Below are 24338 nucleotides of genomic sequence, written 5' to 3' on the forward strand. Positions count from 1 at the left end.
TCTTTATTTCAATACCTTAACGACTTTGGTCTTAAGAGCAGACGCCGCTCCAACCACCCCAGACGCCGCCCCAATCACCCCAGACGCCCCAAGTCTGGCTACTTTTGCAGGAGCTCCAAGAACACCTTTAGCGACGCGATTAATAGAATACCACGCTTTCTTATGGACCCCCTCAATCTTATCGTAGTTCTTAGGATTGATGTAACGAAGCTTTTTCAAGGGTAATGCGTTGATTAGAGCAGGGTCTTTTAGAAGAAATAACTGTTTGTTCGTCAGATCATGTATTCGGAGCTCTGTTGGCTTTTCATCGGTTTGTTCTGTGAAGTCGCCCTCGAAAGTCTTCGGCGAGGCCTGTTCTGAAGCTATCGTTCTGATGACATCACTTTTGCCTAATATCAGACTGTGTTCTGCAGGAACCAGCCCAAGGTGCTGTTCGCGATATGTGTTTATATTCTTAATGACCTTTTTAAACGAGGATTTCCTGTGTGATGTGCCACTCCTCATCCAATTAAAAAATTCATGGGCATATTTTTTGTTGCGCAAAGCAAAATGTGTTCTGGCAAAAAGCGTCTGTGCCATTCCTATATTGAAAGCTTCGGCAGAAGATTCGTCAGCAACCGCTTCAGAAAGAGAGTGTTTTCCGCTCTGTATTATCGAGCCGTCAGGCATAAGAAGCCAGCTTTGTATTTTAGGATCCTTGTCTTCCTGTGCTTGTATAATAAGCTGCTCTGCAATAGCAACGCTTTCCTTCTGAGAGACATATATGAAGGACCATTTGTTGCTGTCTTGTGTTTTGAGAGCAAGAAGGTGGTAACTCGGACGCTCATATAACGAAGGGGTGTCGCCATCAAAAACAGAAAGGAAATTATCTGTGGCATAGATGTCTGATGAGAAGCGCTTCGGAAGCGTTTTGTCAAGAGAACGGACTGAACGCATGGTTTCATGAGAAACGATATCCGACAATTTAGAGACGGTGGAAAGGTTGATGTCCCACGGAGATTCTGTCTTAATGCCTCGTTCCTCGGCAGGAGAACAGCTCTCTTGTTCTATTTCCTTCTCCGTCTCTTTTTCTACTGAGACCTGTTGTTCTACTTCTACAGACTGGCCTTCGCTTTGTAGGCTAGCAGGATTTTTTACTTCTGCAGGGGTTGCTTTGTCGTGAGGCTTTCTAGCAAGGGCAGCGTCAAGGTCTCTCTCTATATTTTCTATGGTGTCGGTGAAGAGAGGCGATAAAGCACTATCATCACTTCTTTGTATAAATTCTATTTTTTCTCGAACAGATTTGAGCTTCTTATCTTTCATCGCTTTGAGAACAGTAGCAGTGTCGGTCATAATACTATGAGAATGATGCATGTCATATTGGCATCGACCAGTTCTGTGAATGAAAATTTCGTAATCGAATTTATCGAAAATGCCAAGACGGTCTTTGAAAGAGAGCTTAGTGTCGATAAGCTTGGCAAAAATATGGTGCTTTATGATGCTATCCATCTCTTGAGCTTTTTCGCGGAAAGAATCTTCAGTGCGACGTGTTATTGCTTTTAATTCGGCATATGTAACAATATCATCGACTGATATAGACTGGCTTTCCGGAAGGCCTAATATGCGCCGCATTGTATCTGCGATTTTTTTCGTCATGACAAAGTCTACATGTTGTATGCCTGCAGTGAATTCTCTCATCCTCATAATGCCTTGAAGAAGATCGCGTAATACTGTAGTTTCGCTGAAAGAGACAATGGCGCGAGAAGGTAGAGCCTGCTTGATGTCTGTGCCAGTGATATGAACCTGGTCGTAATAGGTGAAAAGCTGCTCAGGACGGAGCCCAGACTTCTTCATTATTGTTGTTGCATCACTCTCGCCTATCTCAATAGGGTGCTCTTCTTCGCCGAGTTTTATTACAGTCAGCTTGTTGGCAGCGTTGAAATATATCACACCCTGTATGTCAGGGTTTTCCCCATGGACAAAAGAGAGCATGTCACGGGCAATCTCGGCATTGGTCTGTCCCTTAAATTGAGCGCCTATGTCGATAAAAGCATGTATCTCTTCAGGATGTTTCGATGCAGAGAAGGTCTTCTCGAGGATATCTTTTGTGTCGACAGCATCGCAGAGCGTTATCATCCTATTGTCTTCTTCGGAAAGCATGGCAGTAACACGCCCGAGGTTTTTGTCGCGGTCAGATTCTTTGACGTTGGCGGTGCCAGAATAGCCATATATTTTGGGTAATATAGCACGAAGGTCCATCGCAGAACTGTTGAGCTGTTCACTGTGGTATTCATAAGAGCTCAAAGCCTTTTTTATGAAATCGAGGAAAAGAGGAATGATTTCTCCACGAGAAAGGGCTTCGTGTATCGTACCACACAGGTCTTCTTCTAGTTGTTGCCTATATTCCGGAGTAAGACGCTCCCATGATAAGCATTTTAAATCATGGCCGAAAGCCTCTTCGAAGCATTTACAGAGTTCTAGCGCATTCTTTTGGTCTAGCTCTTCTTCACTAGAAGCTAATATGCTGTATTCATTATAGGCCATTTCAACAAATGAAGCGACGTGATGACGCTCGAGGCCTTTGTTGATATATGTTATAAAGGTCTTGCTTGCAGTCTCCCAATTGTCGGAAAATTGCGAGCCTTCATGAGGAACATCCTTGGCGACATATGGTATGGCATATAAATTGTCGGGGGAGCTTTTCGACAGCCCGAAATGCTCGTCAACCTTATTGCTTAACACGGAATAAAGATTCTCATTGAGAAGATGCCGCGACAGTGCAATAAGTTCGGCAAAAGCAAGAGCGCTCGTGGACTCGCTCCTTTCTGCTAAAAAAACGCTTTTCAAGAATCCCCTAGATAAGTCTTGAAGGAATTCAGGCGTGGCAAGACTGTCTCCTGATAGATATCTCACCAATTCGTCTCTATTGAGTACCAAGGCTTGCTGAAGATTATCGCTAAAAACGTCAGCGTCTCTTTTGGGAGAAAGAGATTTTATAAAATATTCTATGAGATGTTCCGCGAGAATGTGTTTTATTTGATCGTATGACTCTTTTGTAAGATGTGATTGCTCGTTGCGAACAAGTCCAACAAGATCTTTAATGCTGTGCTTTTCACCTTTGAAATCTATTTCAACAGTGGATGTTGTTAGAAGAGAGAATAGTTCTCCGAAGAGATCTATCTTCTCTGAATCGAAACTACCGTCTTTTTTTCCTATAGTGAAATTAACTTCATGACGGCAGTCTAGCACACTGTCTATCTCATCTATCGTTGCTATGGAACGAGTCTTGATGATATTTAATATCTCCGTCAACCACCTTATTTTCTGCTCTAAATAGACTTTCTTATGCTTAATAGCCTGTTGAATAGTCTGATCATATCTATCAAAGCGCGCATCATAATCAAGACGACTGTAATTATGGAGCTCTGTATAAAGCTCTAACTCGAGACACTGTATCGTCTCTCCCGTCGTTATGATATATTCCCGCCGTTCAATGGCTTTTATTAAAGTGTCATGTATTGCCTTGAAATTTTCGACGGTGCACGCTTCCGGCTCACGGTTGAATTGTATGCCATGAGTTTTTTGTCCGAAGGATCTCTCCGATATAGCTTTCATGTCTTCTATAGTCGTCTCGTACAAGGACTTCGGCACCATATACATGGAAAGATGCTCGCCATCGGCATGTTCCAATGACGCCAATATCCCCATAACCTTTGACTTGCCGCCACCCATCAGGATTTGAAAGACTTTCTCTTTAACACCATTATCACTTTTGGCGAAGATCTCTTTAAGCTTTTCAGCTTGCGAAGGCCATATTAAGATGTCGCTTTGATATTCCATGACGAGAAAATCATGGTGGCTGTGGTAATCATATGCGCGTGTAGCATTCATCGTCATAGCAAGCCTGTTGATGAGAAGACTTCTCTTCGGCGATGATTCTTCGCCACAGGCAATGATAGCATCGAGAAGTTTTGTCGAACGCTGTATCTGCTGTTGCTGTGTCTTGGCAAGAAGATATGTCGTTATCATCTTACGAAGTGCAACGACATCGGCGGTATCAAGAGCGATGTTTCTGCTGATAAAAGCACCGTCATCATCGTGCAAATATGCAGCCATGCATTGTTCTATACTTATAGGCTCTTGCTTCTTGCCCGAAATTTTTAGGTCCTTTTTTGTTTGCCCTTCTTGTTTGGGAAGCTCTTTATTGGCAAGAGCATAAATAGCTTGTTCTTTTTCGGAGGCTATGCTGTCGAAGTGCAGGCTTCGATCTACAAGGCTTCTTTTTATATCATGATAAGCGACCCCTTCAATAGTAGTATATTGTGCATTAACGGCAGCGTTTTCAGATAAGCCATACTTGAAGTCGACATTCAATAAAGAGAAACGGCTTTCAGCAAAAGCTGCAGTAGGGACTGTTTCACCCAAACGCGAACGCTGGTCGTCAGAATAATGTCCTATTTCATCAATATGCTGTACGGCAACAGGCTTTTTATGAAAAATAGTTCGTGCTAACAATGCTGTATAATTTTCTGTTAGAAGAGTTTCGATCTCTTCTTCTTGATGAGCGACGATAGTATGCCCGCTTTTTTGCGATGGCGGTCGTATTTCTCGCGGTGAGGGGGTAAAACTATGAATATTTTGAATCCCTGTTTTTAAGAGACTAAAATACGATGTGCTGCCTTTAGATGTTGACTCTGTAAGGCCTTTTGGTATAACACGAGGAGGAAACCCTAGAAGACCGTCGGTCTCTTGTTCGAGAGTTTCCCAAAAATAGTCTTTGGAATCTTCGCTAATGTGACTAGTGCCAATAAAGTCTTCTAGTTCACGCCATTTCGGTAATCGAGATGCTTGTTTTTTTTCGACAAGAAGCATGGTATTATATAGTATTTTGCAGAGCTGCCTGTTTTTATACTCGTCGCTACCAGGAGCAGTTTCTTGGTCGGTTTCATTTGTCATGAGGTTTATAATATGACGGATGGAAGGAAAATGTTGCGTTTCGCCGTTTTTTATCGTCTGATACAGAACCTTAAACATTTCAAGGAACTCTTTGCCGGGACGTAGCCAAAAATGAGGGGGATGTTCTTCAAACATTTTTTCAACACTGCCTTCATAGGAAGAGTAATAGAGGTCCCACGTTTCAAGAACATCATAAAGAAAAGGGGGATATTCAGGGCTTGGTAGAGAATCTTCGATAAAAAGAGGCGACTTGCCTTTTCTGGGGACATCTTGGAAGCCATCGATAGTATGTACGGCATCATAAGCGCTAAGTATTTCGCGTATAATAGTTTCGTCGCCTACTTCATCCAAGAGAGGATATTCTTTTTTTGTTTTTTCGTTTCGCGCTATACAAGCGAAGGACAGTTTCTTGTCGGAATCTGAAGCGATCTTTTGCTCTTCGGTAGGTTTTATCATGATACTAAAAAATGATAGACGCGTCTCTTGGTCGAGAAGATCACGGAAGTCGAGGGCCATGTCGACATTGCGCGCCGAAATATAATATGCCTGTAAATTCTGGCGGAGGTCGCCCCAAAAGTTTCCGTATGGCTGGTCAGGGGTTTTTATGGGAATTTTTTTGCTAGATAAGGTGGTAAAAGTTTTATTCCAATATGTTACAAAGTCTTTATATTTTGATGACGCTTTTTCCTTTTTCGAGAGCTTTCGGACATTTTGGAAGATAGTATGGCTTGCATATATTCGTAATGACGCCGCTTCAGGGTCGTGGTCTTTATTTTCTTCCAGGGAAGATAATATCCACAGACATACTCCAAGCTCTTCGGGAGAATAAACAGTATTTTTTTCCGCCTGCCGTAAATAACGCAATACAGAGAGATAGTCCCGATGGTACAGATGCTGATATGCCATGAAAAGAGCGTCGATTTTTGAAGAAACCTTAAAGTTGCCGTTATCATCGATATCGGCAATAATATAGTCATAGGTCGCGTCGGCATCAAGATTGGCGTCGCTTCCTTTTTGACGCGGCATTATGGCTTTGTATGATCCTTTGCCGTCGGTAACGATGAGATAACGATCGAGACCCTTGGCAAGCAAAGTATTTTTTCGAAGAAGGGTTTTAAGCCGTTCGTCGTTGTCAGAATCGGCGAGAAAATAGCTTTCGTCGAAAGAAGCATGCCAACGCTCATCTTTTAACGAGAATGAAAGACGAGAAGATTTTTTGTCGACATAACGAGGGAACTCTATAATATTTGGAGAGTCGTCCTTTTTCCAGACAAGGGTGCACTGAGATGTTTCGAAGCGATATCGCGGATATATTTTGTCAGCTTCTTCGGGGTCGAAAAAAGAGCAAATTGAGCTGAAACGTTTCTGCGAAAGCTTTTCACTGTCGGTGAAGAGGTTTGTAAGAGAAAGACTAGGGTCTTCAGCATGTTTTAAGGCATCATCGTCTATGGTATAAACGGTTTTCATCGCTTTGTCACAGATGATGATATTGCCGGTGCTTTCGTTGACCCAATGAAGATACTGTTGCGAACGTAAAGGGATTGGTAGTGGAAGGCTCCCTACTTGTATTGCTGTTAATAACGAATATTTTTCACTTCCGATACTTCGTCTTATACACACAATTCCTTTTTCGCGGGCATATATTTCGAGAGGACCATATAACGAAGAATCATAATTACAGTAAGTAAAGAAGTCGGCTTGTTGTTCCGAAACACCGTGTAATTTTTTATCGCCGAAGAGTTTTTTGTACATGGGATCGCCAACAAAACGAGAGTGGTTATTGAGGATGGCAACACCGTCGACATAAATTATGCCGTTAAGAGCGTTGTAATGATACGATGTCCCTGTCGTTTTGTCTTCTACAATAATAAAAGGGAGCTTTTTTTCAATAGTAAACCTATCTTTTTCATCTGACTGTGGGAGCTGAGAAGGAAGACACTGCCGGAAGATATTTAACACCATATTATCGCTGAGTTTATCGTCCTCGATGCGAGATGTTATATGAAGAAGAGCTGTTTTCATCTCATGTTCGATGTGGCTATCACGATATTTCTCGGCAACACCGTAGTCTTTTATGTGTGCTACACCAACGAGAGTGTCGGACATCATTTGTTCATCGAGAATATCACAGCGGGAATACATCATGATAAGCTGTTGCCATATAGCATTTTTCTCTTTAGGGTCTTGGATGTCATCGCGACGTTTTCGTAAAAAATTGACGATGCTATCTTCAGAATGAAATATAGTATGATCATATAAATGACGGATATCTTCGCCTTTGGCAGTGTCTTCGGGAAAGGCATCTATGACATATTCATTGAGCCTCTGTATGATGTGTATGCAGAAAAGAAGTTCTTTAGTGTTATCCATAGCACTATAGCGATCTTTGGCTTTCAGCATAAAATTGAGAAGCTGACGAGCTATGTCAGGCTCTTCTTTAAGGCGAGTTGTCAGAAAGCCTTTTTCGAAAAGTATTAGCTCGAAAAACAAACGGAAATCTTCATCTTCGAATTTATTCGGAGAGCTCTCAAAATATTCTATAAGATTAGATATTTGTAAAACTTCTTGAGAACGAACAAAGCTAAGAGCCCTTTCTAGTGGCGTAATTTCCTGTTGTAATATCTCTCCTTCTTCGCGTCTGGAAAGAAGAGCTGTTTTTATAGACGATTGTTTTTGAGGAAGCTGATCGCCGCATTCCCTGTATTTTTGTATTAAAGGGCTCTCAAAAGAGGGGTTAGTCTTGTCTAATAAAAGGCGGTCGTCATAGAAGTATTCAACCGTAACATATGTTTCGTCGAGGTCTAAAAATTCGTAAGCAGGGACACGGCCACGCTCTTCGATAATTTCTTTTGAAACAGAGGGCTTATATTGTGCGCTTGCTTTATAACATATTGCATCAGCGGAAGCGGCGTCTTTTACAGATGCAGAGACAGAACTTCTTAAGGCAATTTCTCGTAAGATGCGAAACTCCTCAGGAAGTTCTTTATAAAAACAAACTTGATCTGTTTGAAAACTATCATAGTTTCCATCCTGAAATCTCACAGAAATCTTAAAGTCATCGCCCTCTCGCATCTTTTGAAAAAGTTGAGCGACCCCGAGCTGTAATTTGGCATCATTGGTGATATTTTTTTCTCCTCTTAGGAATGTCGACATATACGAAGCTTCTTCGGTTCTGAGAAAAGCTATGCCGTAGCCTATCCTAGGACGAAACATCGCCTGTTTCCCGCCTATTAAACCGTCGTTTCTTTCGGCGAAATATTTTAAAAGGCCCGATAACGATGTTGTTTCTTGTGAAGAATACGAGCAAAGCTTGTCGGTGTAGAGTTCATTGAGAGGTTCGCAATATAATGTATGCTGACTTATTCTATATTGTTCTGGAGTTCCAGTCCTTTCCTCATGCGTCACGGCAAGCTTGTCAGCGATAGCATATGCCATATAAGAAGCAAGCGGCTGGTCTTTCATCTGCATAGAAGGACTTATGCACCATTGCGAGAGCTTTTCAATTTGACGCATACACGCCATGGGATTTTCGACCTGTTTCCATAAGGAATCTTTATCGCCATGTGCTGGCGGAGGTAGCGTTATCAGCCGCTGTCGAGCGAAAATAGCCGCTTCTTGAGCGTTCCCGTTTTTTTTCAAAAAAGAGCAGTAACCAACGGCTTCTCGAAGGGTTTCTTCAGCGGATGCTGATGTGACATTAATGGATAGATCCGGTGGTAATGTGTCGATAATTGGCGGATTTTCAGCACGAAATTTTACATATCGAGAAAAGTAGGCCTTAATATTTTCGATGTTCTTTTGCCACAAGCCCTTCTCTTCAGTAACCGGCCCTTTAAAAACAGAGGGGTCGCTTCCGACAAGCTCAACACGCTCTTTTTCGGAGGCCCATGCCATTATGGTTTTTATCGTCTGTAAGGCTTCAACAGCGTCGTCATAAGATAGTACGGAATGTGCGTCGTCGGAATTCCACAGCTTGTAGACATAATTCGACAACTTTTCGGCGCCCTTGCGAACGAATTTCACGGCCTCCATGCTGGCATCGGAGCGATTATTAAGAAGATTGTACGCTTCACGCAAAACGCGCAAACGCATGAGACACTTCCACTGTTGGTAGCTTTTTTTCTCCTTGAATTGAGGGCGCATCATTGCAACAAGGCAATACCAAGAACAAGTGCCGGCGCGCTGTGGTATCATCATCATATCGTCGTTGCCCTGCGAAGGCACCGTGAAGTGCCTAGCGCGAAGAACACCATCATAGATATCAGCTGCAGAGTATTTTTTCGACTGCAATGCTTCGGAAGTCATCACAATAGTAAGCAGTGTTTTGATGTCTCTGAGACAAGCCTCTTTGTTGTCATAATCATATTTAAGACAGGTCTCGTATTTTTTTTTGCCGGCAAAAATCTTGTGCGTATGATATTGTAATCCAGCGCCGGTGTTATACACTTTCAAAGAATATTTTCCGCCGTCATCTTCTATTGCTTCATACAACATGGCATGTTTGGGAAAACCTCCCGGTATAAGAGATCTTTTGTAGAGACTGATATTTTTGGAAACGGCACTCAAGGCTTGGTCAATAAGAGGATAAAGGTCCTCGGTTTTTGTCTTGGAGCGCCCTCTATCGACGAGATCAGATATCTTTTGGCAGTGTTTAATGTCCTCAACGACTTGTTCTGAGTGGCTCATAGCTCTTATGCTTGCTTTTTCTTTGTCTGTCCCCGATTTGAAAGTCGATAATAAAGCTTCCATCATGGAAAGTGTCTGCGAGGAAGTATTCCCTTCGAAACGGTAATCTTCTTTAATGAAGAAATCTCCAAGGATATGGCCGAGGTTGCGTTCAAGGCATCGCATGGGGTTGCTCGTATGCCCCTGCATGAGAATATTATGGAAACGCTCTGTAGAATATTGTTCTAAGTTGGCACTAACGACGGAAGAGGATGCCGGTGGTTTGCGAGATGTGCTTTGGGCATATTTTTTGAGTTCTTCTTCAAAGCGAATAAGGGACGTCTTTAAAGTTAAGTTTAAACATTGTTCTTCAAGATTTTTTAAGTCTTCTTCGATGCTTTGTTTGACTGTCCCGTCGTCGAGGCTTCCGAGATTTATCCGTAGCTCTTCGGCGGCAGAGCGTGCCTCTTTGGCAGCATCGCTAATGTCTTCGAGGGAGGACCCTTCGGAATAAACACGCTCTTTAAGAGCCTTCATACATGTAACCATTGCTTCATGCTTTTGTACGAAGTCATGTTTTCCCAGTGAAATAGGACTCTCTTCAGAATGGCTGGTTAAGACCTCCGAAATCTTGCCAACGAGACTGTCGATAGCGCTGATATTTTTCCCATATTTCAAGTCTATGCCAGAACCCTGAAGACTAGGGCTTATTCTTCCTGAAGATCCAGAACCTGTAGAATCCATATTCATACCGCCTATATTTATAGTTATACTATACATATAGGCGACATCACTGAAAATGACAATGAAATATTTCTAGGCTACACTATGAATATTGAAATGTGGCTACGCCGCACAGTTCACCGATCAAAAATGGGGGTCTGGGGGATTCCCCCAGCCAGTTCTTTTTTTCTTTTAAACTTTTGTTCTCCGTGAACTCCGTGGCTCCGTGGTAGTATATTCCTATCCGCTCTACGCTATCACTATCCGCTATTGCAATCTATACGCTATAAAAACGCTTCTTTCTATAACGCCGTATAAGCAAAGAAATAACGGCAATAAAAGCGGCAAAACCCCACACCATAAGGCGTGGTAGTGTCATGAAAGGATACGAAGGCTGGTTAGGAGAGCCCCACCGATCGCCATAAGACCATAATATCTTCCACGGCGCTCCGCGGATGTTCGACTCCGGAAGGAACCCAAAAAACCTGCTGTCGGCACTGTGGGCGTGGTTGTCACCCAAAACAAGATACTCCTTATCAGGAACGGTGATGCCGAATGTCCTGATGAAGTCAATATCGATATTGCCGTCTTCATCGATAGGAGGGCCATGGTCTTTGAAAGCAACATAAGGAGCATACTGCGTAGCATCGGCAGCACGGCGACGCTCGCGTTCATGGAAAGATAGAAGAGCAGGGTCGTCTTTGGCGAGGAAACGCTTCCCAAGGAGATATAAGTCGCCATCGCGGAAATAACCATACCGCAAAGGAAATAAAGCACGGTTGCGGTCAAAAGGCATGAACCTGTTATGCATGTCCATACCAAGGTTGAAGAGCTTCTTGATGTTGTCAGGAGAATCATTATAAAGAATATGGTCTTCAGGAAGGATAGTTGTGACGCCGCTTCTCGAAACTTTATAACAGGAACCAGAGTAGAACTCATAAGTGCCAGGAAGGATCCCAGGAAAAGAAGGCGAAGAATCAGAGAAATGCTGACCCTCGGCATTATATAAATCGCCACGCTCGTTCTTTATTACAAAACGACTCGTATACATGTTCTCCATGATGACATCAAGATGTCGGCGATCCAAAGCGATAATGCTTCTATGAGATTCAAGCTTCGTAATCACAGCACCATTGCCAGCAGGCCACGCCTGCGGCTTAGGATATGTCAACGAAGGCGTATGGCTGATCTCAAGGTATAAAATGCCGTCGTCAAGGTCTTCAGGAGAGAAATTCGTGTAAAGCTTAACGTCCTTGAGGGTAAGAAGACGACACATCGCAAAGTTCCTGATGCCAAAGAAATCACTGTACTTGGTAATACGGTCGGAACGGTCAGCGTCTAAAGGATGATCCTCCTCAACCCAAGAACCATCGACGAAAAGCTCACCAGAGACAGCACCATTACCGAAAGTGCGAAGACGAGCCCTCGGCTCGCCGAAAAAAGAAAAAATAGCGCTGCGAGAGGAAGAACGCTCGCTAGCAGTAAAAATATTGGCATTAGTGAATCCATCGAAAACAGTGAAAGGTATGTGCTCGATATCAGAAAGTAAAGGGTCTTCGCGGAAATCGATAATATCTTCGCCTTCAGCATCGACACCATAAAGAAGACCACCGTAAAAATAAAAAGAATCGCCAGGCTTGCCAATAAGACGCTTGACATAACGCTTCTTACTAGGAAATATACCAAAATACTTCGTGTCTTGGTCGGCAATGTTGTTCATGCCCTCAACAGTAAAAGTCACTGTACCACCACGCTGAACAAGAGAATGATCAAAATAAAATTGATCGGGCTTCATCGGAATGTTAAGACCGAAATTCGTCTTCGTGACAATAAGACGGTCGCGCTCCTTGAAAGTAGGACGCATCGAAGCAGTAGGAATCTCGTAAGGCTCGAACCACATCTGACGGATGACCGTCGCTATCACTAACGCAAAAAGAAGAGCAAAACAAAATTCAAAAATATGAGAAAATAAACTCTTACGTAATATAGGACGATGACAAAAGGACTCCACCTTACGAGAATGCTCGTCACAAAGTATACGGTCACGGTCAGTAAGGGCAGATTCAAGGTTCTTAATATGAGACTCTAAAGCACTGCGGTCTTCAAGAGAAAGCTTCTTGCGCTTCTTGCGGTATAACTCATAACCCATACGTAAAATGCGCCGCGAACGACCAATACTATACTTCTTTCTCATAGTAAAATACCTTGGTTTTGCCAAGATTGTAACCAAAGAATACTTTTTTATCTACCAATAAAAAAATAAACATTCACACAATAGTTACGCCTTTTGTTGCCACGAATATGTAAGATATTGGCGGTAAAGAGGTGTTTGTTGTGGGAAAACTGTCAGCACATTGTCCATAACAAACGCATAAAGCACGACCTCAAAAAAACTGTATATATAACAAAAAACAGAGCATTTACGTCTCTGGCTTATAATCCTCTGTATATCAAAGCTTTAGGGAAGACCCATAGATTTCCGCGATATAAAAAAAACGAAGCTACCAAATTCCTTTCTCTGTTACAAACATGTTGATAACTATAGTTTTTATAGACTATCATCTATACCAATGAAGACATTTTTTTATACTATAGCATTTTCTTTGTTTATATGCGGCACATGTTATCCCGCCAATAATTTGTCGTTATTAGACAACCTCAACAGCGCCGATATTGGGGAATACGTCGTTGTTGCCCACAGCAAGACGCGCTTTCTATTCCATATACATTCGTATGACGCAGAAAACATCTATATCGAAGAGGTGACCGTCCCCGCAAGCCGCTCTCCCAAGTCAGAGTGGCGTGAGTGGATACAAAACGACGCCCCACATGCTATGTCATGGGTTATCTATGCCATAGACCGTAAAACAGGCTCTATTACACGCTGCTATTCTTTCTTGCGACATGGATGGCTAGACGTCTCCGGCGCAGACGCCTTCCTCTCAACGCTTCTTACCTTAGATTACACGCCAGTTCCTGAAGAGAACCTTCGTCGTATAGGCCCGCCTCCTACAGAAGGAGGGCATGACGACCGTGCCTTATGGAAACCACGGATGATCGTCGATGGCACCGTAGTTAAAGGCGTAGACTTCGAAGTTTGGCATTCTATATGGCCTTCCGATGGTACGGAACTTTCAAACAAAGACTTCGAAATATACCTCCCCAAAGATAACGACACATATCCAGCATATTTTCCCTCGTATATCACGATACGTGACAGCATGGGAAAAGCAACGGCACGCGTCATAGACTCCGGAAAAGGCATGGTATCGCCAAACGAATCGACACTTTTCTCTTTACATTAAAAGATTTTTTTGTTATTATAATTACTTTAAAATCAAAAGGTTATATCACTATGTCGTTTGGTATTTCTCCGCTTGAACGTTCTTTGGCTACGCCTTTGCCACCTTCTGATAGGCATATGATTCCTCGTGGAAATATGTCCCGTGCGCAAGGGTTTATGGCGTACCGTGGCGTTTCCGATCCTGGTTCTAATTCTCTTGGAGTATATAAAGACACCCTTGGTATATCCGCTGGAGAAGGTGTTTTTAGTGGCGATGTCGTGCAGCCTAAAAAAAGCCCAACTGTCGCAGAATGGACAGTTCCGAACGCACCGATAGAAAAATATGAAATTCCATGGGTCGCTGATTTTTATTCCAATCCCATAGACTGGAGCACTAATAATTGTATAGCTTTAGCTTCGGAAAAAAAATGTTTTGTTTTAGATAGGGATACCGGTAAAAAAACCGAAATAAACCTAGGTTATTTAGAGGAAGACCTTAGTGACGACAGCTTTTATATAACGTCGGTATCGTGGTCACCCTCAGGAAACTTGCTTGCTGTAAGCAACACTAAAGGAGTTGTGAAGATATGGGATCGTCATGAAAATAAGGTAGTGAAAACATGGTCCGATGAAGAAGAAGAAAAAGTATATTCTATAGACTGGCAGGATGAAGAAAAGTTTACATTGGATGCTGGGGGAATGTTGATAGGTTTTGACATAAACCGCTTAAAAGAATCAGAAGAAACAATAGTATCAGAAGAACGAAAAGAATTAGAGGAAATTTGGACTGTTGACACCGATGAAAGACAAATATGTAGAGTGTTATGGTCTCCCGACAGAAAATATCTTGCAGTGGGCTTTAACGGTAACGTTGTTAAGGTTTATGATGCAAGCACGCTTGGCGATGACAATCCCAAGCCGTTAAGAGAATATGCCCATGAAGCAGGAGTAAAAGCTCTGGCATGGGATCCTCAAGGAGGAAATTTGTTGGCTACAGGAGGAGGAACAAAGGACTGCAGAATACAAATATTTAATGTAAGCGAGGACAGCGAAGAACCTGTAAGCCGCATATGCGCCGATGCTCAGGTGTGTGACATCGTATGGCACAAAGATTTTATAGTCACCGCTATGGGGTTTGAATCTAACGATGAAGATGTGATTAAAAGAGTTACGCATAAACGTCTGCATAACACCGTTGCTTTTTGGAAGCTGGAAACATCGTCTTTGAGCGGCAAAACACAGATAGAAAAAGTTGGGTCGTTACCAAACTATTCGCATCGCATCATAAAATTAGCGGCATTTTCGGAAAGTCATAATGAATTTGATTTTGCTGCTTTCTATGTTGATAGTAGAAGTAAAGACTGTTTTGGAATATGGAGAAGAGAAAGAGTCAACGTTTATGAAAGACAGCTTCAAAAAAGACGTCAAGAAGCGGCTCATGCGGAAAGATGTTTTCGTCGTGGCGTCGGATTTGGCGGTTTGGGCTTCCCTGCTGTAATCGAAGAAAGCGGCTTAAAAAAATACTCTGCAACGTCGTCATCCTTGTTAAAAAGATCAAGGCTACGTTTTTCCAGAAGAAGGCGCGATTCTTTAAAAGAATGCGTAGATGAAAATCGTATTGGACAATTAGAAAAACGTTGTGAAAGTCTTCAAGAACAGTTCTTGTCAGAGCACAAAAAAGAAAAAGCACAGATCGAAGCAGAGAACAAAAGAATAGTAGAGCGGCTTGAAGCAGAGCGCAAAAGAAGAGCAGAGAGCGAAATAGAAAAAGCACAGACTGCAGCAAAGCTTGAAGCAGAACTCGAAAAAATAGTAGAGCGCGGAATAAAAGAAAAACCGATCAAAGAAGAGCCGTATAAAAGTGGTTTCGAAATAAAAGATGGTTACGATGAATTCTTCGAAGAGCTTGAATTATGGCGCAAAAGAAAAACAGACTTGAAAAGTATCGACAAAGTCCCAAGGCCTTCGATACAAGAAAAAATCTCAATGCTAGCTTCACCAGATCGTAGTCGTTCTGCGTCGATAACGCCAACTCCAGGAAGGACGTTAGGATTTGGTTCAATAGGTTCGATTTTTGGTCTGCGAAAAAAACTAAAACAGCAACAGGGAAAAGAACGAGAGCGGGAACAGGAACAGAAGGACTTTTGGTCGTTAAGGACGGATCACAGTAGCTGCAGCATAGACAGCGAAAGTGACGTAGACAGCGAAGATTCATGGATGCGTTAACGCAGCTACGCTGTGTAGTTCGGGGTTCGGAGCATTTTCACTGATAACTGATAACTGATAACTGATAACTGCCTATCCGCTATCCATATACGCTATAAATTAGGTAGAAACATAAACATCGCAACCTGTATAGCTGTAGGAAGGGCGGCGCCGAAGAAAAGGTATAGCGGTGCGACACCACGATGGAAATACTTCTTAAGAAGAAGCTGGCCTGCAGGGTTCGGGGCATTGGCCATAACAGTAAGGCCACCACCAGCTACAGCGCCGGCGACGACGGCATACTTCAAGGTATCAGTAAAATGTGTATTGAAAGTGCTCAGATATGTTATCGCAGCATTGTCGTTGAAAGCCGTCATCACCACCGTCGACAACAGAAGAGCCCTTTCACCAAGACAGTCTAGAATAGGATCTATCCACCACCCCTGAAGACCTCCGTGGATGATAAGACCTGCAAGGAAACAGCCTATAAGAACAGAAGGCTTAAGAGTTAATTCATTCTGGTATGGCCTCGTCGCCTGGTGGAAACCCATAAACAGCAAAAACATCCCTATAAAGACGACAGGATAACTTTCATTATATATCGTCCAGAACATAACAAAGATATGTACAGCGGTAATCCATAGAGGTACAGGATCTTCCTTGGGGATATAATGACGTAATCGGTCGCCATGATGCTGCACCGTTTTCGTAAGCTTTATGCGGGAGAATTCTTTCTTGAAATAATAAGCATAGATGGTATTGGAAAGAAGGATCCCCATCAAAGCTTTCCAGCCGAAATGCGCGAACATAAAGGGCGTATCCCACCCCCATAGATGCGCTACCATAAGGACCGGTGGCGCAGCGAAATGTGTCATAACACCGCCTACGGAGATGTTAACGAAAAGAAGACCCATAGTAGCATATGCGAACTTCGTAGTAGGGTTGTAACGATAAAATTGGCGGGCGATAAGAATTGACGATATCGTTATGGCGCCAGGCTCGGTGATGATAGAACCTAAAAGAGGGCCTACAGTCAAAATCGTAAACCACCACGCCATAGGAGTGTTGTTGAAAAAGCGTGCTATGCCATGGAGAGTGTCGGCGGCAAGGTTCAAGATAGGACGCGTCGCCGCCAAAGCCATAATGACGACAACGAAGAGAGGCTCGCGGAACGATTTTCCGTTAATGTAGCAGGAGGCAGTGTCCCAGTTGTAAAAATATGCGATAAGAAGGGCGAGAGGTATCGTCCATATCATAAAGATAACCTCTACCTCTCCAAAGAAATATAATATCTGCGCAACGAAATTTACAGGGCGTGGCTTGCCATGATCTCCAAGGATTTTTTTCGCGCCAATATCGACTTTGTGCTTCTTGCGATGCTTTTCGTCAAGGCGATACGCAAGACGGTACAACTTCCTAGCAAAGAACATATGGATGATAGCACAGGCGAAGATGATGCTCGCGATAAGGTTTACTGGCTCCTCACGAGCACGAGAAGAAACCTTCTCCCATAACGACGTTATGTGGTCATCATTGTAAGAAGAGAACTCTCGAGGCAATGGCACAGCTTTAGAAGGTATGACGATATCACCAGAACCATACTCGGCGACGAGCGTCGCAGGGAAACACTGCACCATGACGGCAATGAAAAAAAAGAATGCCAAAAACCTTCGGATCTTCGTCATATTAAACCCTCTCAAAAAAAGAATATATCGTTATTACTATGTTCTACATCGTAAATGCCAAGAACGCAAGTACTTTATACTCTTCCTGCGTTTTTCTGTAAATTCTTATTTGGCGATCCCAAAATATTTTCGATATAATCAACAGTGACGCCTTCGATGCAAAGACGTTTATGACGGCTCGTTTCACCGCCGACAACAGAAACCCGAGACTTCGCGACTTTTAACGCTTTAGCGATAAAAGCTGTAAGGGCCTTGTTAGCCAGTCCTTTTTCCGGAGCCGATGTCACTTTAACCTTAAGCTCTTCGCCATGCCAGCCAACAATCTCATTGCGGCTCGCCTTGGGGATGACCTTAATAGATATTATAATGCTCTCTTCCATATTACTGGTAAAATAATTGAAAATGATAGATAATAGCTACTGTTTTTAGGAATATTACCAAGGGGCGAATTATGAAAAATATACCAGAGCAAAAGAATAAAATAGTCCTTTTCAGAAGCCGGAAAATTCGACGGGCTTGGCACAATGATGATTGGTATTATTCATTGGTTGATATTGTTGGCGTATTAATAGAAAGCGTCAATCCAACAGATTATTTGAAAAAAATTCGTAAAAGAGACGAAGAACTTGGAGCTTACCTAGGGACAAAATGTCCCCAGGTAGAAATGTTAACTGAAACAGGAAAAAAAAGAAAAACACTTGCAGGAAATACCAAAGACGTTTTTCGTATCATTCAATCCATCCCATCTCCGAAAGCCGAGCCATTCAAACGCTGGTTTGCAAAAGTTGGTAAGGAACGGCTTGATGAGATAGAAAATCCCGAGCTTGCCCAAGAGCGTATGAAAGAGCTGTATGAGAAAAAAGGGTATCCTAAAGATTGGATAGACAAGCGCTTACGCGGGATGGCCATCCGCCAGAACTTAACAGGCGAATGGCAAGAGCGTGGCATTGAACATCAACAAGATTTTGCAATTCTTACAGCAGAGATTTCTAAGGCGACCTTTGGAATGACTCCTTGCGAGTATAAAAAACACAAAAACATCCCTGCCAAGTCAAAAGCTAACCTGAGAGACAATATGACGGATTTCGAGCTTATCTTCACAATGCTCGGCGAGAAAGTTACGACGGAAATCTCGCATAAAGAAGAACCAAGAGGTATGCCAGAAAATAAAAAAGTCGCCAAGCGCGGTGGCAGCGTGGCTGGTAATGCAAGAAAAGAAACGGAAAAAGAACTAGGACGCAGCGTGATTTCTGATGAGAATTTTTTAGAAACCGTTGATGAAACGAAGCAACTAAGTTTGTTTAGCGAGCAAAATTAATTATGACGATAGAAGATTGTAAACATGTAGCACTTGGCGATAAGGTTCCGACGACGATACGCATCGGCGATGTAGTTATTGGTGGAGGCTTTGCTGTGATAGCGGGTCCTTGCGCGGTAGAAAGCGAGACTATGATGCTTGATATAGCAGAAGCCGTTAAAGACGGCGGTGCTGACATGCTCCGCGGTGGCATCTTCAAACCCAGAACGTCGCCGTATGATTTTCAGGGGCTGGGAAATGAGGGACTGCAGATCTTAAAAAAAGCTAGAAAAACAACAGGGCTGCCCATTGTCGTAGAGATCCTAGACACCAGAGACGTTGCTATTGCCGAAGACATCGACGTCATACAGATCGGCTCGCGTAACATGCAAAACTTCGCTCTATTAAAAGAAGTCGGTAAGACGAGGAAGCCTATACTACTAAAACGTGGAGCTAATGCCACAATAGAAGAATGGCTGTGTAGCGCAGAATATATCCTCGCCGAAGGCAACCCCAACGTCATCCTTTGCGAGAGGGGAATACGTACCTTCGAAACATATACTCGCAACACCCTAGACCTCGGCGCTGTAGCAGCAGTAAAAACTCTTACACATCTTCCCGTCATCGTCGATCCTTCACACGCAACAGGAAGGCCAGAACTAATACTCCCTATGGCACTGGCAGCAGCAGCGGCAGGAGCCGATGGCATCATCGTAGAAGTCCATAACAATCCCGCCGAGGCACTATGCGATGGCAAACAAGCTCTTACACCACAACAGTTCTCCAAAATAGCCAAAGATGTACGACGCCTACACACTTATCTTACGAGGAAACCTTTGTTATGAGTCGGAGTAGGAAATTTTCACCACAGAGCCATAGAGAACACAGAGAGAATATAGGGCGGGCTAGGGGCATATTCAATGTTCAGTTATTAGTTATCAGTTATCACACTATTCACTGGTCACTGGTCACTGAAAAAAGGGGGTCTGGGGGAGAATCCCACAGCAATTGTTTTTTTTCTTCTCTGTGTTCTCCGTGCCTCTGTGGTAGAAAATCCTATTCCGAAATTCTTCTACGCTGCCTTCTGTGTCTTTGTGGTAAAAAACCGATAGCGCGTAACATCGCCTTCATAGCACATTAGGGGTGATAGTTATATGCTTCCGAAGATATGCGTTAGTATAGCAGAAAAGTCAGTGCCTCCAGACGTAGATTTCGCCGAGATACGTCTCGACATGATGGATGTCACCGTTGAAGACGTCGCTGATATTTTCGCAGCACCGATACCACTGATAGCAACATGCCGCCCAGAGAAATATGACGACGATACAAGGAAAGAGCTTCTCATCACAGCGATACGTCACGGAGCAAAATTCGTCGACATAGAAGTCGACGCCGAAGAGCAATACCGTAACGATATCATCGCAGCGGCAAAAAAATATGGCACCACAGTAATAATATCTTTCCACGACGAAGAAAAGACGCCAACACAAAAAACGCTAGAAGATATCGTATCACAGTGTTTTGAGTGCGGCGCCGATATCGCGAAGATAGCGTGTAACATTTCTTCTCGCGACGACAGCGAAATACTTCTAAGTCTCATGAAAGACGACAAAAAAATCATCTCCGTAGCTATGGGAGAACAGGCTTTGTCGTCACGTGCCGAAGCTCTACGACGCGGCAGTCTCTTCACATACGCAGCCCTAGCACCAGGCAAAGAGACAGCACCAGGACAGCCCGACATCAAAACCCTACAAAGATATATGACGAAATGCTTCGCCGTAGTAGGAAACCCCGTCTTCCATAGCATAAGCCCCACGATATTCGACGCCGCCTTCAAAGAAAACAATCACAACGCCACATACACACGAATAACAGCAGACGACGTTATAGATATTATCGCCCTGGTAAAACGGCACGACATCGCAGGCTTTAACGTGACATCGCCTTTCAAAGAAGCCATCATCCCATACCTCGACGAGCTCGACGACACAGCACAATACGTCGGTGCAGTAAATACCGTCGTCGTCAAAGATAAAAAACTCATAGGATATAACACCGACATAAAAGGCGTTACAGAGACGCTAAAATCCCACAAAATATCCCCGAAAAAAGCCGTAGTCCTCGGCGGCGGAGGAGCAGCAGCAGCAGCGGCATATGCCATGACGACTACAGCAGAAGATACCGTCGTCATCAACAGGACACCCTATAAAGCACAAAAAATAGCACAGAAATTCGGATGCAGGACGGCGCCTTTAGAAAATATCGCCGAAGAGCTACGCAACGCCGACATCCTAATATCGTGTATAACAGCACAACACAACCCAATACCACCGTCAGCGTTACATAAAGACCTCGTAGTCTTCGACGCCAACTACAAAACATCGCCGTTAGCAACAATAGCACGTCAGCAAGGATGCACGACGATAGACGGCATACAATGGCTTATAAACCAGGCAATACCGACATGCGAGCTGTTCCTCGACGGAAAAGCACCACGACAAGCAATGGAAAAAGCCCTCTCAAAAAAAGACAATAAAAAACACGTCGCCATAATAGGATTCATGGGCGCTGGCAAAACGACGATAGCACAAGAACTCGCCAAAATGATGAAAATCATCGCCATCGATGTCGACGACATAATAGAAAAAGAAACAGCAAAGACAATAGCAAAGATCTTCTCCGAAGAAGGCGAAAAAAGCTTCCGCGAAAAGGAAAAGCTCCAGCTTGAAAAAGTATGCTCGCAGAAACAACCCCATATAATATCATGTGGAGGGGGCATCATACTAGACGAAAATAACAGCGAACTCCTCAAAAAACATTGCATAACGATATTCCTGTCGGCATCACAAGAGACGATAAAGGAAAGAATAAAAAACGACACATCACGTCCACTATATAACGAAAAAACAGCGGGAAATATCTTAGTCGCAAGAAATAAATACTATACAACGACGGCAGATATTGTCATAATGACAGATAACAAAACACCACAACAGGTAGCAGCTCATGCATTCGACGAAATTAATACGTCCCTCATACATCGATGGTAGTGTGAAAGCTCCGCCATCAAAAAGTATGACAATACGCGCCCTAATAGCAGCATCGCTGGCAAAAGGAACCTCTACGATACAAAACCCTGCAAAATGCGACGACACAAAAGCCGCTTTAAAAATTATAGAAGCCCTCGGCGCTAAGGCAAAAGAAAAAGGCGATAAGATAATAATAGAAGGCGGAGGGAAGCCCTCGGAAAGCGTATTGTACTGCATGGAGTCCGGGCTGTGTATGAGGATAGCACCAGCATTGGCAGCGCTGCACGACAGGAAATTCATGATAACAGGCAGCGGATCATTGTCATATAGACCAATAGATATGGTGGTAGAACCACTGAAAATGGCAGGAGCACAATGCGAGATAGATAAAAATTCTACGAAAATACACGTGGAAGGTCCGCTAAAAGGTGGAGATATAACAGTAGATGGTAGCATGACGTCACAAGTCGTTACAGGGCTGCTCATGACACTGCCCCTCGTAGATAAAAACTCGACGATAACGGTGAAAAACCCCACAAGTATACCATATATCGCTATGACGATAGCCCTACTGAAAAAGTACGGAATAAAAATAACACACGACGATACATACGAGAACTTCAAAATCAAAGGAAAACAAAAATATAAACCCTGCACATACAATATCGAAGGCGACTGGTCGGCAGCAGCACCAATGCTCGTAGCAGGAGCTATAAGAGGGAAAACATTCGTGTCAGGTGTCGATATACTATCAGAACAGGCCGACAAAGAAATCCTCTCCGTACTAAAAGACGCAGGAGCATACGTCGACCTTCGCGATGACGGCATCGCCGTAGAAAAACGCGACCTCAAAGCTTTTGAGTTCGACGTAACAAACCACCCAGACCTACTGCCGCCACTAGTAGCATTGGCATGCTACTGCCAAGGACAGACAGAGATAACAGGGATAGAACGCCTGCGCTACAAAGAAAGCGATCGCGTACAGGCACTAGCAACAGAACTCTCGCGGTTAGGAGCATATATCTCCTGTGAAGACAACTCTATGATAATAACAGGGAAAGCATTGACAGGAGGTTTCGCCGACGCCAACAACGACCATAGAATAGCAATGGCCCTAGCAATAGCAGCATTACGAGCACAAGGCGATGTTTTTATAGAAGGATGGAAGAGCGTAGCAAAGTCATACCCGAACTTCTTTCAGCACTTGGAGGCCATAAGTGAATAGATTCGGAAAAATGTTCGCCGTCACAATCTTCGGAGAGTCGCACGGACCAAAAATCGGCGCAGTAATAGATGGATGCCCACCAGGGATACCAATAACAACAGAAGATATGCTCGCAGACCTTGCAAGAAGAAAAAGCGGCGCCCGAGGAACAACAACACGACACGAAAACGATATCCCAACAATACTCAGCGGCGTCTTCAACGGCAAAACAACAGGAACGCCACTCTGTATAACATTCGATAATAACGACACCGACGCAACACCATACGAAGAAATAAAAGACACGCCACGTCCAGGCCACGCAGACCTGACAGCACTCCAGAAATATCAAGGATATAACGACTACCGCGGAGGAGGACACTCCTCAGGGCGCCTCACAGCGCCAATAGTAGCAGCAGGAACGATAGCAAAGAAAATCCTCGGCGACATAACAATAAAAGCCACCATAATAACCCCCGATATAGAAAAAGCCGTCGATAACGCCATCGCTACCAACGACTCCATCGGCGCAATAATACAATGTCAAATAAAAAACATACCACCAGGACTGGGAGAGCCATTCTTCGACTCCATAGAATCACTCATCTCACACGCTATCTTCGCAATACCAGGAATTAAAGGCATAGAATTCGGAGCCGGCTTCAGCGCCACAACAATGCCAGGAAGCGAATACAACGATACCATCATCAACACCGCAGGTAAAACTTCAACAAACCACTCCGGAGGCATTAACGGCGGAATAACAAACGGTAACGACATAATCTTCCGCGTCGCCGTCCGCCCAACAGCAACAATATCACAAAAACAAAATACCGTAAACCTAAACACCGGAAAGCCCACAACAATAACACACCAAGGCCGACACGATACATGCTTCGCACTGCGCACACCCGTCATCATCGAAGCCATGGCTGCTATCACCATCGCCGACTTTAAATGTCAGGGGCTCTGCCCCTAACAACCCCGCCAAAGGAAACGAAGTTTCCTCTGGACACCTGTTTGCCATGTCGCCACACTCTCATCGTCTGGGTCTTCTATACGCTCTACGCTATTCCTATACGCTAATATAGGCGCCCTTTGCAAACCCACGACAAAGCGAAAGGGGTCGGCGATATATCGCCGACCCCTTTCGCTTTGCCTCCGCCGTCTCATCCCATCGCGACGATGGCATGAGAGAAAAAGGCAATAACTTCTTGCGATTTCTGGTAAACTATTTGAACGATGACCTATGAATATGCCTGGACACGGCAGTGCCTCCCTCGCCGTTATCATAAGAGAAAGATTATATATT

The 24338-nt window shown here is 43.7% G+C and carries 11 protein-coding genes; 7 read left to right on the top strand and 4 right to left on the bottom strand.

The window, feature by feature from the left end:
* Positions 1-3 precede the first annotated feature (3 nt).
* Together HN980_01865 and lepB are read right to left on the bottom strand one after the other, a co-directional pair.
* On the bottom strand, positions 4-10344 hold the full coding sequence (locus HN980_01865; GenBank protein MBT6928228.1) for a DUF3638 domain-containing protein: 10341 nt from the start codon (positions 10342-10344) through the stop codon (positions 4-6).
* A 256-nt stretch (positions 10345-10600) separates the two neighbouring features.
* Positions 10601-12517, bottom strand: coding sequence for a signal peptidase I (gene lepB / locus HN980_01870; protein MBT6928229.1), 1917 nt, complete (start codon positions 12515-12517; stop codon positions 10601-10603).
* Between the two features lie 376 nt (positions 12518-12893).
* Between lepB and HN980_01875 the strand changes: the two genes are divergently transcribed.
* Together HN980_01875 and HN980_01880 are read left to right on the top strand one after the other, a co-directional pair.
* Entirely contained in the window at positions 12894-13628 is a 735-nt protein-coding gene (locus HN980_01875) for a hypothetical protein (protein MBT6928230.1), read from the top strand.
* A gap of 50 nt (positions 13629-13678) precedes the next feature.
* Complete coding sequence (locus HN980_01880; protein MBT6928231.1) at positions 13679-15832, top strand: hypothetical protein; 2154 nt, start codon at positions 13679-13681, stop codon at positions 15830-15832.
* Between the two features lie 92 nt (positions 15833-15924).
* Here the strand turns inward: HN980_01880 and HN980_01885 are convergent, their stop codons facing one another.
* Positions 15925-17496 carry a hypothetical protein gene (locus tag HN980_01885; protein MBT6928232.1) on the bottom strand — a complete coding sequence of 524 codons (1572 nt, stop codon included), beginning with the start codon at positions 17494-17496 and terminating at the stop codon, positions 15925-15927.
* A 74-nt stretch (positions 17497-17570) separates the two neighbouring features.
* The gene (locus HN980_01890; GenBank protein ID MBT6928233.1) at positions 17571-17876 is read right to left on the bottom strand and encodes a YggU family protein; all 306 of its coding nucleotides are present in this window, start codon (positions 17874-17876) and stop codon (positions 17571-17573) included.
* Positions 17877-17947: 71 nt separating this feature from the next.
* Here HN980_01890 and HN980_01895 point away from each other — a divergent pair, with 71 nt between their 5' ends.
* From HN980_01895 to HN980_01915, 5 genes are all read left to right on the top strand, one after another.
* Positions 17948-18814, top strand: coding sequence for a phage antirepressor protein (locus tag HN980_01895; protein MBT6928234.1), 867 nt, complete (start codon positions 17948-17950; stop codon positions 18812-18814).
* 2 nt (positions 18815-18816) lie between these two features.
* Positions 18817-19638, top strand: a complete 822-nt coding sequence (gene aroF / locus HN980_01900) for a 3-deoxy-7-phosphoheptulonate synthase (GenBank protein ID MBT6928235.1) — start codon at positions 18817-18819, stop codon at positions 19636-19638.
* 309 nt (positions 19639-19947) lie between these two features.
* On the top strand, positions 19948-21843 hold the full coding sequence (locus HN980_01905) for a type I 3-dehydroquinate dehydratase (protein ID MBT6928236.1): 1896 nt from the start codon (positions 19948-19950) through the stop codon (positions 21841-21843).
* Positions 21800-23047 carry a 3-phosphoshikimate 1-carboxyvinyltransferase gene (aroA, locus tag HN980_01910; GenBank protein ID MBT6928237.1) on the top strand — a complete coding sequence of 416 codons (1248 nt, stop codon included), beginning with the start codon at positions 21800-21802 and terminating at the stop codon, positions 23045-23047. The genes HN980_01905 and aroA overlap by 44 nt, the downstream gene beginning before the upstream one ends.
* Positions 23040-24005: a chorismate synthase gene (locus HN980_01915; GenBank protein MBT6928238.1), complete on the top strand. Its 966-nt coding sequence runs from the start codon at positions 23040-23042 to the stop codon at positions 24003-24005. Before aroA ends, HN980_01915 begins: the two co-directional genes overlap by 8 nt.
* Positions 24006-24338 lie beyond the last annotated feature (333 nt).

The sequence above is a fragment of the Waddliaceae bacterium genome (assembly GCA_018694295.1).
Lineage (GTDB): Bacteria > Chlamydiota > Chlamydiia > Chlamydiales > JABHNK01 > JABHNK01.